Here is a 13863-nt window from a genome sequence, read left to right on the forward strand (position 1 = left end):
TAGCACCCGCACTTTTATACGTTAAATAACAGCTTCAATGTTTATTTGTTCGCGTGCCTGGCGGGCAGCCTCAACCATGTTTTCTAGAGCAGCTTTGGTCTCTGGCCATTTGCGGGTTTTTAAGCCGCAGTCAGGATTTACCCACAGGTTTTGCGCCGGCAGCAAGCTGGCAGCTTTAGTTAATAATGATACCATTTCTGCTGTTGAAGGTACGCGTGGGGAGTGGATGTCATAAACACCCGGCCCAATTTCATTTGGATACTCAAAGTGGGCAAAGGCCTGCAGCAGTTCCATTTGCGAGCGCGAAGTTTCAATAGTAATCACGTCGGCATCCATAGCGGCAATATGTTCTATAATGTCGTTAAACTCGCTATAGCACATGTGGGTATGTACCTGGGTTTTATCTTCGACGCCACCAGCGGTTATACGGAAGGCTTTTACTGCCCAATCCAAATAATGCGGGCGTTTGGCCTTACGCAACGGCAAACCTTCGCGAATAGCTGCTTCGTCAATTTGAATGATACCTATGCCGGCCTGCTCCAAAGCAACCACTTCGTCGCGTATAGCCAGGGCTATCTGGTTGGTGGTAACCTCTCGCGGCTGGTCGTCGCGTACAAATGACCATTGCAAAATAGTAACCGGTCCGGTGAGCATACCCTTCATCGGTTTATAGGTTTGGGCGGCGGCAAATTTGCTCCAGCGTACGGTCATATCCGCAGGGCGGCTAACATCGCCATAAATAACCGGTGGCTTTACGCAGCGGCTGCCGTAGCTTTGTACCCATCCGTTTTTGGTAAACAAAAAGCCATCTAATTGCTCGCCGAAATACTCTACCATGTCGTTGCGCTCAAACTCGCCATGAACCAGCACGTCCAAACCAATTTCTTCCTGCCAGCGGATAGACTCAACAGTTGCCTGCTCAATGGCTTGCTCATATTGCTCAAGGGTTAGGTCGCCTTTTTTGAATTTGGCGCGCAGCTGGCGGATATCGTCAGTTTGAGGGAAAGAGCCGATGGTAGTTGTAGGGAAAGCCTGCAGCTGAAAACGCTCACGGTGCAATTGTTGACGAACAGGGAACGCGCTCTTGCGGGCAGCGTCGGCCTCGGTGATAGCAGCAACACGGTCTTTAACAGCCTGTTTATGTACTTTCAACGATGTACGACGGCTTGCTATTGCTTGTTTATTGGCATCTAAAAGCACATTATTGTTTCCTTCTGCAATTTGTTTAAGCTCTGCAACCTCATTCAGCTTTTGCTTGGCAAAAGCCATCCAGTTTTTAATTTCCGGATCGATGACGGTCTCCAGATCCAGGTCTATAGGGCTGTGCAATAGCGAGCATGAAGGCGCAATAATTACACGGTCGGCACCCAGTTTCTCAACCGCTTTATTAATGTGCCGGAGCGATCTCTCGTAGTCGTTTTTCCAAACATTACGCCCATCAACCACACCTATTGACAGCTGAAGAGTTTCCGGGCTTAAAGCCAGTACTTCATCTAGTTGTTCAGGTGCACGCACCAAATCAACATGTAACGCGGCAATCGGCAGGTTCAGCGCTAACGGTGCATTATCAAGCAGGGCTTCAAAATAAGTAGCCACTAATAATTTCACGCCGCCAATTGCGCCGCCAATAGCGCGGTAGGCGTATTCAAACGCTTCTTTGTCTTTTTTTGATAAATCGAGTGTCAGGTACGGCTCGTCCAGTTGCATCCAGGTTGCACCTTGTTGTTTCAGGCGATTGATGATCTCTATATAAACCGGTACCAGGTTTTTAATCAGGTCAATACGTTCAAAGCCTTCTTCTTTTTCTTTACCCGATAGCAGATAAGTTACCGGGCCAATCAATACGGGTTTAGCTTTTGCGCCCAGGATTTGTTGGGCTGCTGTATATTCATCAAATATTTTTTCTGAGCGTATTTTGAATTGTTGGTTAGCTGCAAATTCAGGAACTATGTAATGATAGTTGGTGTCGAGCCATTTGGTCATTTCCATGGCGGTAATATCCAGTCCGTCTCTTTGGTATCCACGAGCCATCGCAAAATAAAGGTCGGTTTCTGTATTACCCTCCACTTCAGTTACGGGCATATAGCGCTGTGGAATAACACCAAGTGATAAGCTCATGTCCAACACATGGTCATAAAAGCTGTAGTCATTACAAGGTATCAGGTCAATGCCGGCGTCCAGTTGAGTCTGCCAGTTTTCGTCTCTGATCGCGTTTGCTGCCTGGTTTAGTTCATCCAGGTTGATTTTGCCTGCCCAATAATTTTCGCAGGCTTTTTTAAGTTGTCGTTGGCTGCCAATGCGCGGGTAGCCCAGGTTTTGCGTTAACATTTTTTGATGGTTTAAAAATTGATAACCATTTATCACAAAAAGGCAGATATCCTGACTTGTAACATCGCTGCCATCCTTCCCATCCGCTGGCCGGCGTAACGGTGGACATTATTGGCAGAGACTTTTTTGCGTTACTTACAGTTGCGCGACAGTCCATGATTCACACATGGTTCCCTTTTAATCCATCTGCCAGTTGGCAGATGAAACCTTTTGCAATAACCGATCAGTTAAATAATATAATAGTCTAAAATTCTGCTCAAATCTATAAATCAAAGATTAATAAGCTTTATTTTAATATTAATTCGGTTTAAAAATCTAAATTTATTTACTATTTAAGATGTTTAATCTTTTTAATTTGATTAAAATTGTTAGCAAAAGAAAATTATTCTATGGAAGAATTAGATAACACCGATATCCATCTCTTAAAGTTATTGGGCGATGATTCGAATATGACGATGAAAGAGCTGGCCGCAAAAGTTAACCTTTCGCCGTCTCCGGTTTTTGAACGGGTTAAGCGGTTGGAAAGCAATGGGTACATTAAAAAATATATAGCCCTGCTTGATGCCGAAAAATTGAATCATGGTTTGATTATTTTCTGTAGTATAAGGTTAAAGCAGCATGACAAAAGCATAGGGATGGAATTTGTACAGGATATTATGAAAATAAAGGAGGTGGTAGAATGTTACAACGTTTCCGGCGATTACGACTTTTTGCTCAAGGTATATGCGCGGGATATGAAGCACTACCAGGATTTTGTATTTAACAAATTAGGTTCGGTAAAAAGTATTGGCAGTACACATAGCACCTTTGTGATGTCTGAAAATAAAAACAGCCATAACGTCAATTTGTAATCTTTCGGTTTTGTTAATATCGTGTTCGCTTTGTGCCTGCATGAGCATAAATTACCGGTGTGACCTTAATTATAATAATACGATCTTTACGTTATGACTTATGCAGATTACAACAACTTATTCCAGCAAATACTGGATAGCGAACATCCGCATGCTCCATACGATGCTGCAGATTACCTGCATTATACGCGGCTTAACCAGACGCGCATGAGGCGGTGGGACAGACAACTGACCCTGAACAATCAGCTTGTTGATGCCTTAAAGAAACTTGATCAAAAACAACACTGGATTATTATTACCGAGCCTTGGTGTGGCGATGCAGCGCATATTCTTCCGTTTTTGATGCAACTGGCTGCATGTAACCCGCTTATTTCTTATGATATTCAGTTGCGGGATAGTCCGCCATTTTTAATAGAATCTTATTTAACCAACGGTGCCAAAAGCATACCCAAACTGATTGTAAGGGATGAACATGGCGCTGATATTTTTAACTGGGGCCCGCGGCCAAAGCCGGCGCAGCAGTTAAGGGATACCCTGAAGGCTGCAGATGCCAGTTATGATGTGATCAATAACGCGCTGCAACAATGGTATAATCAGGACAAAGGGGTATCACTTTGCGAAGAATTATTGACGCGCTACTATACCCTATGAATAAGTTTAAAGCGTTGCTAACGCGTAAAAATTTAGGAAACGCAGTGTTTTTAATTATCTGCGTTGTAATAGTCGTTAGTCCGGCAGCAAAGGCATTATTAATCAGGGCGATGATGTATATCGGGCTCATGCGGCCGCCCACTCAAAGTACGGCCTCGTATAGCGCACCTGCCATACCGGCAAAGTTGTTCCTTAAATCTTCAACAGACAGCTTAATCACGATGGAGAAGCTTAAAGGTAAAATAGTGATTATAAACTTTTGGGCCACATGGTGCCCTCCATGCCGTGCCGAAATGCTGGCGTTGGCAGAGCTTTACAAACACTATCAAAAAGATCCGGGGATTGTGATATTGCCGGTTGATGTAGATGGAGACCTGGCGCGGTCAAAACATTTTATGGAGACTTATCAATATTATTTGCCCGTTTATAAGCTAGCCGCCGATTTACCTGCTCAGTTAAATTTTGAAAGTATCCCCACAACTATTGTTCTCGATAGTAAAAGCCGTATTGCCGCTAAACACTCGGGCGCGGCTAATTATGCCGACCCTGCATTTTATGGTTTTATCGACCAGTTGTTAAAAGCTGCCAGGTAAACCAACCCAAAACGATAATCCCCTTATCATTTTGATAGGACTTTTTAAAGCTGAAAATTTTAATGAATAACGTCTTGAAGCTCTGAGATAGCCATTTATCAGTTAATTAAAAAAAAGGCATGTGTTTGGCGAAGGCTTTAGTATGGAAACTAAAATAACATCATCTGCCAATGTGCTTATCATTGACGATGAGCAAGGCTTGGCGGCTTTAATATCCCGAATTTTAGAACTCGAGGGTTTTCAAATGTTTAAATGCTACAATGCCAAAGACGGATTGAAAATATTGATGCTGGAGGATATTCATGTGGTCATAAGCGATGTGAAGTTACCCGACATGAATGGTGTAGATCTGGTAAAATTGATTAAAGAAAAAAAGCCTTATGTAGAAGTAATTAATCTAACCGCTCACGGTACCATTACCGATGGCGTACGGGCCATCAAAAATGGCGGTTTCGACTACATAACAAAAGGAGACGACAACGACAAAATCATTCCACTTGTTTATAAGGCTGCTGAGAAGGCATTGCTGCAATTGCGCATATTTAATCTGGAAGGCCGCATAAGCGGAAAGTACAGTTTTAAAAATATTCTGGGCCAGTCAAAGGCAATTACCTCTGCTATTGAACTGGCAAAGAAAGTGGCCCCGACAGACACAACCGTATTGCTGTTAGGCGAAACCGGCACCGGCAAAGAGGTATTTGCGCAATCTATTCATTATGAAAGCGGTCGCAGGCTGCAACCGTTTGTCGCTGTTAATTGCAGCAGTTTTTCGTCAGAGTTATTGGAAAGCGAATTGTTTGGCCACAAAGCTGGTTCATTTACAGGAGCATCAAAAGACAAGAAAGGCTTATTTGAAGAAGCTAACACCGGCACTATATTTTTGGATGAGATAGGCGAGATGAGCCTTGAGTTGCAAGCCAAATTGTTGCGGGTGCTTGAAAGCCGGTCGTTTATAAAAATAGGGGACACCAAAACCACCAAAGTTGATGTACGCATTCTGGCGGCAACCAACCGCGACCTGCAAAAAGAGGCAGATGCAGGCAGGTTTAGGCTCGATTTATTTTACCGCTTATCAGTATTTACTGTAAATCTGCCGTCTTTAAATGATCGTAAGGCAGATATCCCTGTAATTGCCAAACATTACCTGAAACAATTTGCAGCTAAAACTAATAAGCATATTGAAGGTATGACCGATGAGTTTTTGTATATCCTGACCCAACACTATTGGAAGGGTAATGTACGCGAACTCAAGAACCTGATAGAGCGGGTGGTGATCCTGGCCGAAACCGCAAAGATAGGCGTAGAGTTACTGCCAATTGAATTCAGGACAGTACACGTAGATGCCGAGGCGCTTGACCTGGAATCAATCGAAAAGCAACATATCTATAAGGTATTAAACCATACGCACGGTAACAAAACCGAAGCCGCCCGCCTGCTCAACATTGGCCTAACCACACTTTACCGTAAATTAGAGCAATACACCATAGTTTGATATTGAAATCCCATTATGATAACCCGACCCTTTCATTTTGAAAGGGTTTTTGTTTATCCGTATTTTTTGGCACAAGGATATTTAAAATAATTTGCTGAAAATCAATTACTTATTAATGTGATCATGCCAGTGGCATTCGCTTAGCATATACCCACATAAAAAATTAAATAATCATGGACGTTATGCAAGTTGCGCTTTATCTACTGGCTTTTATCGCCACGTTTTGGCTGTTTTTCAAATCTGTTAACTACTTCGAAAAAATTTAACCGTCATGGTAGCACTATTCATTGTTGCAGTGGCCGTGTTTATTTACATGGTGTACGTACTGCTTAAACCCGAAAACTTTTAATCCTCACAAATCATGAACACCGAATTAGCAGGTATAATTTTTACTTACGCGCTTTCGCTGGTAATTGCCGTTTTAATGGGCCGTTACATAGCCCGCGTTTTTAAAGGCGAAAGCACATGGCTTGATTTTATGGCCCCGGTTGAGCGCCTGATCTACCGTATATGCGGTATAGACCCACGCAAAGAAATGACCTGGAAACAGCACCTGTATGCATTGTTAACCGTCAATAGCGTTTGGTTGGTATACGCCTTTTTCTGTTTGCTGTTTCAGGCACACCTGCCGCTTAACCCCGACGCCAACCCCAGCCAAACACCCGATCTGGCTTTTAACACCGCCATCAGCTTCCTGGTAAACTGCAACCTGCAGGATTACTCGGGCGAGAGTGGCGCCACTTATTTTACACAGCATTATGTTTTTATGTTCCTGCACTTTATGTCGGCTGCAACAGGTGTTGCTGCGCTGATTGTAGTATTCAGGGCATTTAAAGATAAGGTTACTGACAAGCTGGGCAACTTCTGGGAATATTTCCTGAAAACTATTACCCGCATTTTGTTGCCGATATCGATAGTTATCGCCGTTATTCTGGCATTTAACGGTATGCCAACCAGCTACAAAGGTAAAGATACGTTTATCAGCATGCAGGGCGATACCGTTCACGTTTCTCGTGGTCCGGCAGCTGCGATGGTAGCTATTAAGCACCTGGGTACCAATGGCGGCGGCTGGTTTGGTGCCAACTCGGCCCACCCGTTGGAAAATCCAAACTATTTTACCAACATTCTGGAAATGGTGGCCCAGCTGATCATCCCGATGGGGTTAGTTTTTGCTTTAGGTTTTTACCTTAATAAAAAGAAATTCGCTTATGTAATTTTTGGCGTAATGACCTTGGGTATGCTAATGCTGCTCATTCCGACAGTTAGTGCAGAAATCGGCGGAAACCCAGCTATTGCACACATGGGCATAGCACAGCCAACAGGCGCCATGGAGGGCAAAGAGGTGCGTTTTGGCCCGGCTGCCTCAGGCTTTTGGAGCATCATTACAACTATTATCTCTACCGGCTCTGTAAATTCTATGCACGACAGCGCCATGCCGATGTCAGGCTTTATGATGCTGATGGCTATGATGATCAACTGCTTTTATGGCGGTTGCGGTGTCGGGTTTTTAAACTATTACATATTTATCATCATCGCGGTGTTTATATCCGGCTTGATGGTGGGGCGTACGCCAGAGTTTTTAGGTAGAAAAATAGAAGCCCGAGAAATGAAAATTGCGTCGCTGATAGCCCTTTTACACCCTTTTATCATATTGGTAGGTACGGCCCTGTCGTCATATATATTAGTGCACATGCCCAATGCCGACTGGGCTACCAAACCATCGGCATGGTTAGCAAGCCCGGGTTATCATGGTTTCTCTGAGATGTTGTATCAATACACCTCATCGGCTGCCAATAACGGTTCTGGTTTTGAGGGTTTGAGCGATAACAACATATTCTGGAACGTAACCGCCGGCTTTGTTATGATTTTGGGCAGGTTCCTGCCGATAATCGGTCCGGTGGCTATTGCCGGTATATTGGCCAACAAAAAGTATATCCCTGAATCGGCAGGTACTTTGAAAAGCGATACCTCTACGTTTGGATTGATGACTTTCGCGGTTATCGCCATTGTTGCTGCGCTGTCATTCTTTCCTGCCTTGGCACTGGGCCCAATTGCCGAACACTTTTCACTATTTAGATAATTAAGAAAATGAACTCTAATCAAAATACATTGTTCGAGGCCAACCAAATGAAGGCCGCGTTTAAACAATCGTTCGTTAAACTTGATCCGCGCATACTGGTGCGCAACCCGGTAATGTTTACCGTTGAGGTAGGTACCGTGGTGATGCTCTTTGTAACGGTTTATTCATTTGCCAATAAGGGCCAGGGTAGTTTTGGTTATAATTTAACCGTGTTCCTGATCCTGCTATTAACTGTATTATTCGCCAACTTTGCCGAGGCTATTGCAGAAGCCCGTGGTAAAGCACAAGCCGAAAGCTTACGCAAGACCCGCGAGGAGACACCGGCCCGTATGCTGGTAAATGGCAAAGAGCAAACTGTAATGTCATCCCTATTAAAAAAGGGTGATGTGTTTGTTTGCGAAGCCGGGGACACCGTTCCGACTGATGCCGAAATTATTGAAGGTATTGCTACCATTGATGAGTCGGCCATTACTGGTGAGTCTGCCCCGGTTATCCGTGAATCGGGTGGTGATAAATCATCGGTAACGGGGGGGACTAAAGTGTTATCCGATCGTATTGTTGCCCGCGTAAGCACTCAGCCCGGCGAGAGCTTTTTGGATAAAATGATTGCATTAGTTGAAGGCGCATCACGCCAGAAAACACCTAACGAGATAGCATTAACCATTTTGCTGGCCGGTTTTACGCTGATCTTTGTGATTGTGTGTGTAACGTTGAAACCATTTGGCGATTATGCCAATACTCCTATTACTATTGCCGCATTTATCTCGCTGTTTGTATGTTTGATACCTACTACCATTGGCGGCCTGTTATCAGCCATCGGGATTGCGGGTATGGACAGGGCGTTGCGCTCAAACGTTATCACCAAATCGGGTAAAGCTGTTGAAACCGCAGGCGATTTGGATGTTTTACTGTTGGACAAAACCGGCACCATTACTATTGGTAACCGCAAAGCCACCAACTTTTATCCAACCCAGGGTGTTGACGAGGCTGATTTTACCACCGCCTGTGTATTAAGCTCGTTGGCCGATGAAACTCCTGAAGGTAAATCTATCATTGAACTTTCTGAGCAGAGCAAACCCCAGCTTTCAGTAAAAGCGCCTGAAGGTTCGCAATTTATCAAGTTCACTGCCGAAACCCGCTCAAGCGGTTTGGATACGCCTGATGGATTAAGGATACGTAAGGGTGCTTTTGATTCTATCCGCGAGATGGCCATCAAAGCCGGCCACACTTTTCCTGCTGATGTTGAACTGAACGTGAAAACTATCGCCTCAAATGGCGGTACGCCGTTGGTAGTAGCTCAAAACGAAAAGATAATGGGTGTGATTGAGTTGCAGGATATCATTAAACCCGGCATAGCCGAGCGTTTTGAGCGCCTGCGTAAAATGGGTGTCAAAACCGTAATGGTAACCGGTGATAACCCGCTTACCGCCAAATTTATTGCCAACAAGGCGGGTGTTGATGATTTTATTGCCGAGGCTAAGCCTGAGGATAAAATGAACTACATCAAAGCCGAACAGGTACAAGGTAAACTGGTAGCCATGATGGGCGATGGTACCAACGATGCCCCGGCCCTAGCCCAAGCCGACGTAGGCGTGGCTATGAACAGCGGTACCCAGGCTGCAAAGGAGGCCGGTAACATGGTCGACCTGGATAATGACCCTACCAAGCTCATTGAAATTGTTGAAATTGGTAAACAGTTATTAATGACCCGTGGTACTTTAACAACCTTTTCAATAGCCAACGACGTAGCAAAATACTTTGCTATTGTACCGGCGCTGTTTATGGTATCTATCCCGGCTTTGGGTGCTTTAAATATCATGGGTTTGCATAGCCCGCAGTCGGCAATATTGTCGGCGGTGATCTTTAATGCTATCATTATTCCGTTATTGATCCCGCTTGCCTTGCGTGGGGTTGAATATAAGCCTATCGGCGCCAGTGCGCTATTGCGCCGTAACCTGCTCATCTATGGTTTAGGCGGCGTGATTGTACCATTTATCGGTATCAAGGTAATTGACTTAATCGTAGGATTTTTAATATAAACATAGACGTGAGATATGAGATTTGAGACGTGAGATATCACGTGCAAATCAAATGTCTCACATCTCATATCTCAATACTCAATCTCAAAAAAATGAAAACATATCTGCTTCCCGCTATAAAGATGACCATTGTATTGATCATTCTAACAGCAGCAATTTACCCCCTGGCTATAGCAGGGGTAGGCAAATTAACACCGGGACAAGGTGATGGCGAAACCATCAGTTATAAAGGCCGCGTGGTTGGTTACGCCAACCTGGGTCAAAAATTTACTAAGGACAAATATTTCTGGTCACGCCCGTCAGCAGTTGATTATAATGCTGCCGGCTCAGGCGGCTCAAATAAAGGCCCTTCAAACCCTGATTACCTGAAAGATGTAAAAAGCCGTATTGATACCTTTATGAAACACAATCCGGATGTGAAAAAATCAGATATTCCAGCCGAACTGGTTACCGCTTCGGGCAGCGGCCTTGATCCTGACCTATCGCCAGCTGGGGCAAAAGTGCAAGTGGCCCGTATTGCTAAAGTGCGCAATATTTCTGCCGATGTGGTGAATAACATCATCGCCAAAAACACCGAGAAACCGCTTTGGGGTATGTTTGGCCCGGCAAAGGTAAATGTGTTGAAGCTAAATATTGCTTTGGATGAATTGAAGTAAATAAGAAAATAAAAGCCTGTGCTCGGGTTCCCCTCTTGAGAGGGGCAGGGGTGCGTCTTAGCAAGCGCCAAACACACCCCTGCAGCCGCACATTGCTTAGCGCACCCTCTCAAGAGGGGAGCCATTATAAAACTTAAATATTAAAGGGCATGCATGGGCTTTTATATCAGTCGGATTTGTTGATTTGATCGATTGCTACAAAGCGTACATGCTCAGGGGGATGCTGTGATTCGCATCCCCTTTTAGAGTTTTTAAAAGATTATGGTTCCAGATGATGAACAACCGGTTGAACATTTCCTAGAGCTGATCCGAAAATCGCGGCGGGGAAAGTTCAAAATTTACATAGGCATGAGCGCCGGTGTTGGTAAAACCTACCGTATGCTACAGGAAGCTCATGCGCTGCTGCGTAGTGGTGTCAATATCCAGATAGGTTATATCGAAACGCACTTTCGTGCTGAAACGCATGCTTTGCTGGATGGGCTGCCGGTTATCCCGCGTCGTAAGATATTTTACAAAGGCAAGGAACTGGAGGAGATGGATTTGAAGGCCATTTTGAACAGGCATCCTGAGGTTGTGATAGTTGATGAATTGGCGCATAGTAATATTGAGGGCAGCAAAAACAGCAAACGCTGGCAGGATGTGATGGATATTCTGGAAGCAGGTATTAATGTTATATCGGCAGTAAATATTCAACACCTGGAGAGTTTGAATGAGGAGATTGAAAGCATTACCGGCGTAAGCATTAACGAGCGTATACCCGATAAGGTGTTGGAAATGGCCGACGAGATCGTTAATATCGACTTAACTGCTGACGAATTGATTGATCGATTGAAAGCCGGGAAAATATATGATAAAGCCAAAGTGGCGCGTGCGCTGGAAAATTTTTTCCGCAGCGAAAAGATCTTGCAATTGCGCGAAATAGCCCTGAAAGAAGTGGCTCATCACCTGGAACGAAAAATTGATACCGAAATACCTAAACAAATCAAGCTGCGGCCCGAAAAGTTTCTGGCCTGTATATCATCCAATGCCGAGACCGCTAAAATCGTGATCCGCAAAACGGCGCGGTTAGCTTCATATTACCGGTCGCCCTGGATTGTGCTGTACGTGCAAAGCAGTAATGAAAGTTTAGACAGGATTAAACTGGATAAGCAAAGATACCTGATAAATAACTTTAAATTAGCTACCGAACTGGGCGCCGAAGTATTGAAAGTTAAAAGCGACCAGATAACACAAACAATCATGCAGGTAGCACGCGACCGCGACATTACCACCATTTGTATTGGTAAGCCGCATTTAAGTTTATTCCAGGTGATATTAAGAACCCCCGTATTTAACGGTCTGCTTAAAAATATAGCAGCTGCCGAGATTGATTTAGTTATACTGTCATGAAAGTAAAAAATAAACTCCGTTTGGGCTTCGGCTTCCTATTTGTCGTGGTCTTGTTGTTTGGTATGATTACCTTGTTTTATATCAATGAGATATCAAACAGCGCCAAAGTAATTTTGAAAGATAATTATGAGTCGCTCAATTTTACGCGCGACATGCGCACCGTTCTGGATGAGCAGGATTTACCATTGAATGCTAAAAGCGCCGATTATTTCAATGCTCAACTTATTAAAGAAGAACATAATATAACAGAAGCAGGTGAAGCCGACCTGGTCAAAAGCCTGCGTAATGATTTTATCAAACTGCAGGATAAAACTGCAACGCCCGAACAACTAAAACTGGCCGGGCGGGATGCGCGCCGTCGTCTGCGTGATATTGACCGGGTAAATATGCGCGCTATTGTTTTAAAGAACGATAAAGCCCATGAGTCAGTAAAGCATGCCGGTATCTTTATGGGCCTGGCAGGTACGCTGATGTTTTTAATACTGTTTAGTTTTAGTGTTAATTTCCCCGGCTTTATCTCTGATCCGTTGAATTCATTGCTAGATGGTATCCGTGAGATTGCCCGTAAAAACTACCAATCGCGCATTCATTTTGATAAGAACGATGAGTTTGCAGAGGTTGCCAATGCTTTTAATGAGATGGCCCTCAGACTCGACGAATGGGAGAACAGTAATATCTCTAAAATCATGTCGGACAAGCAGCGGATAGAAACCATTATTGAGCAAATGCATGATGCTATTATTGGGGTAGACGAAAATCAGCATATCCTCTTTATCAATTCGGCGGCTAAAAATATCCTGGGTTTGAAGGAAGCGAGCCCTGAAGGTAAATCGGTGGAGTTGCTTGCCAGGGACAATGATTTATTTAAATCTATAGTTCAGGGTGATCAAACAGGCCTGCCATTCAAAATATTTGCCGACGGAAAGGATTCACACTTTCAGTTAGAAACACGTAAAATATCGGTCCCTAATCTGTCCTCGGTTAATGAATCTGAGGCTATACGCAGGTCGCAAATGTCGGCAGGTATTGTATATGTATTAAAAAATATAACCGAGTTTAAGGAGCGCGATGAAGCTAAAACCAATTTCATTGCTACCATATCGCACGAATTAAAAACCCCGATATCGGCTATAAAAATGAGCGCCAAATTACTGGCCGACGCGCGGGTAGGCCATCTGAATACCGAGCAGCAACAACTGGTTGAGCACATCACCGGCGATGCTGAGCGCCTGTTAAAAATAACTTATGAGTTGCTGGATCTGTCGCAGGTTGAAACCGGTAATATTCAGTTAAACTTTGTGGTAGCTAACCCTGCGCAAATTATTGAGTATGCTGTGAAGGCCGTGAAATTTGAAGCCGATCAGAAAGGGTTGATCATTGAACAGCACATAGCGGGCAACATTCCCAATATTAATGCCGACGTTGAAAAAACCGCCTGGGTGATGATCAATTTCCTGTCGAACGCGTTACGCTATAGCCACACCAAATCAAAAATACTGGTTAATGTAACACGCGAGGGCGACAAAGTAAACTTCTCAGTACAGGATTTTGGAAAAGGCATTGATCCGCAATACCAGGAGCGGTTGTTTGACCGCTATTTTCAGGTACCTACAGATGGACAGAATAAATCAGGCTCCGGACTTGGCTTGGCCATATCCAAAGAGTTTATAATGGCGCAGGGCGGTGATATACATGTGGAAAGCGAAGTAGGGGTGGGCAGTCGGTTTTATTTCAATTTGCCTGTGGCAGAAAAGTAAGTTTCTTAGCAGTTTTTAAAAGCGTAC

General features: G+C 44.2%; 11 protein-coding genes and 1 riboswitch. Of the genes, 10 read left to right on the forward strand and 1 reads right to left on the reverse strand.

The genetic code is table 11. From position 1 onward, the window contains the following. Nucleotides 1–21: 21 nt before the first annotated feature. A complete protein-coding gene (gene metE, locus ACFS5N_RS16770) occupies nucleotides 22–2328 on the reverse strand; it encodes a 5-methyltetrahydropteroyltriglutamate--homocysteine S-methyltransferase (RefSeq protein ID WP_377188222.1) in 2307 nt (768 codons plus the stop codon). A 23-nt stretch (nucleotides 2329–2351) separates the two neighbouring features. After that, nucleotides 2352–2554, reverse strand: a riboswitch (cobalamin riboswitch). A gap of 163 nt (nucleotides 2555–2717) precedes the next feature. On the opposite strand from metE, the gene ACFS5N_RS16775 reads away from it, so the two are divergent. The 10 genes from ACFS5N_RS16775 (at nucleotide 2718) to ACFS5N_RS16820 (ending at nucleotide 13836) form a co-directional block, all read left to right on the forward strand. Then, nucleotides 2718–3179, forward strand: coding sequence for an Lrp/AsnC family transcriptional regulator (locus tag ACFS5N_RS16775; protein WP_377188225.1), 462 nt, complete (start codon nucleotides 2718–2720; stop codon nucleotides 3177–3179). 93 nt (nucleotides 3180–3272) lie between these two features. Next, nucleotides 3273–3830, forward strand: a complete 558-nt coding sequence (locus ACFS5N_RS16780; protein ID WP_377188228.1) for a thioredoxin family protein — start codon at nucleotides 3273–3275, stop codon at nucleotides 3828–3830. Continuing rightward, nucleotides 3827–4423 (forward strand): TlpA family protein disulfide reductase, encoded by a 597-nt coding sequence (locus ACFS5N_RS16785; RefSeq protein WP_377188231.1) that lies wholly within the window; start codon nucleotides 3827–3829, stop codon nucleotides 4421–4423. The genes ACFS5N_RS16780 and ACFS5N_RS16785 overlap by 4 nt, the downstream gene beginning before the upstream one ends. A 142-nt stretch (nucleotides 4424–4565) precedes the next feature. Continuing rightward, nucleotides 4566–5915, forward strand: coding sequence for a sigma-54-dependent transcriptional regulator (locus ACFS5N_RS16790; RefSeq protein ID WP_377188234.1), 1350 nt, complete (start codon nucleotides 4566–4568; stop codon nucleotides 5913–5915). Nucleotides 5916–6186: 271 nt separating this feature from the next. Next, a complete protein-coding gene (locus ACFS5N_RS16795; protein ID WP_144248180.1) occupies nucleotides 6187–6264 on the forward strand; it encodes a potassium-transporting ATPase subunit F in 78 nt (25 codons plus the stop codon). Between the two features lie 12 nt (nucleotides 6265–6276). Next, complete coding sequence (kdpA, locus tag ACFS5N_RS16800; protein ID WP_377188237.1) at nucleotides 6277–7995, forward strand: potassium-transporting ATPase subunit KdpA; 1719 nt, start codon at nucleotides 6277–6279, stop codon at nucleotides 7993–7995. A gap of 8 nt (nucleotides 7996–8003) precedes the next feature. Next, the gene (gene kdpB / locus ACFS5N_RS16805; protein WP_377188241.1) at nucleotides 8004–10034 is read left to right on the forward strand and encodes a potassium-transporting ATPase subunit KdpB; all 2031 of its coding nucleotides are present in this window, start codon (nucleotides 8004–8006) and stop codon (nucleotides 10032–10034) included. A gap of 92 nt (nucleotides 10035–10126) precedes the next feature. Further along, nucleotides 10127–10690, forward strand: a complete 564-nt coding sequence (locus tag ACFS5N_RS16810) for a K(+)-transporting ATPase subunit C (protein ID WP_377188244.1) — start codon at nucleotides 10127–10129, stop codon at nucleotides 10688–10690. A 261-nt stretch (nucleotides 10691–10951) separates the two neighbouring features. Then, nucleotides 10952–12079: a sensor protein KdpD gene (locus ACFS5N_RS16815; RefSeq protein ID WP_377188247.1), complete on the forward strand. Its 1128-nt coding sequence runs from the start codon at nucleotides 10952–10954 to the stop codon at nucleotides 12077–12079. After that, nucleotides 12076–13836 carry a HAMP domain-containing sensor histidine kinase gene (locus tag ACFS5N_RS16820; protein WP_377188250.1) on the forward strand — a complete coding sequence of 587 codons (1761 nt, stop codon included), beginning with the start codon at nucleotides 12076–12078 and terminating at the stop codon, nucleotides 13834–13836. Before ACFS5N_RS16815 ends, ACFS5N_RS16820 begins: the two co-directional genes overlap by 4 nt. The last annotated feature ends 27 nt before the right edge of the window (nucleotides 13837–13863 follow it).

Origin of the sequence: Mucilaginibacter ximonensis (genome assembly GCF_042686265.1) — a bacterium.
GTDB classification, from domain to species: domain Bacteria; phylum Bacteroidota; class Bacteroidia; order Sphingobacteriales; family Sphingobacteriaceae; genus Mucilaginibacter; species Mucilaginibacter ximonensis.

Bases quoted from the DNA above. Each gene is read 5' to 3' on its own strand.
- metE (WP_377188222.1), bottom strand. From the start codon at position 2,328: ATGTTAACGCAAAACCTGGGCTACCCGCGCATTGGCAGCCAACGACAA.
- ACFS5N_RS16775 (WP_377188225.1), top strand. From the start codon at position 2,718: ATGGAAGAATTAGATAACACCGATATCCATCTCTTAAAGTTATTGGGC.
- ACFS5N_RS16780 (WP_377188228.1), top strand. From the start codon at position 3,273: ATGACTTATGCAGATTACAACAACTTATTCCAGCAAATACTGGATAGC.
- ACFS5N_RS16785 (WP_377188231.1), top strand. From the start codon at position 3,827: ATGAATAAGTTTAAAGCGTTGCTAACGCGTAAAAATTTAGGAAACGCA.
- ACFS5N_RS16790 (WP_377188234.1), top strand. From the start codon at position 4,566: ATGGAAACTAAAATAACATCATCTGCCAATGTGCTTATCATTGACGAT.
- ACFS5N_RS16795 (WP_144248180.1), top strand. From the start codon at position 6,187: ATGGTAGCACTATTCATTGTTGCAGTGGCCGTGTTTATTTACATGGTG.
- kdpA (WP_377188237.1), top strand. From the start codon at position 6,277: ATGAACACCGAATTAGCAGGTATAATTTTTACTTACGCGCTTTCGCTG.
- kdpB (WP_377188241.1), top strand. From the start codon at position 8,004: ATGAACTCTAATCAAAATACATTGTTCGAGGCCAACCAAATGAAGGCC.
- ACFS5N_RS16810 (WP_377188244.1), top strand. From the start codon at position 10,127: ATGAAAACATATCTGCTTCCCGCTATAAAGATGACCATTGTATTGATC.
- ACFS5N_RS16815 (WP_377188247.1), top strand. From the start codon at position 10,952: ATGGTTCCAGATGATGAACAACCGGTTGAACATTTCCTAGAGCTGATC.
- ACFS5N_RS16820 (WP_377188250.1), top strand. From the start codon at position 12,076: ATGAAAGTAAAAAATAAACTCCGTTTGGGCTTCGGCTTCCTATTTGTC.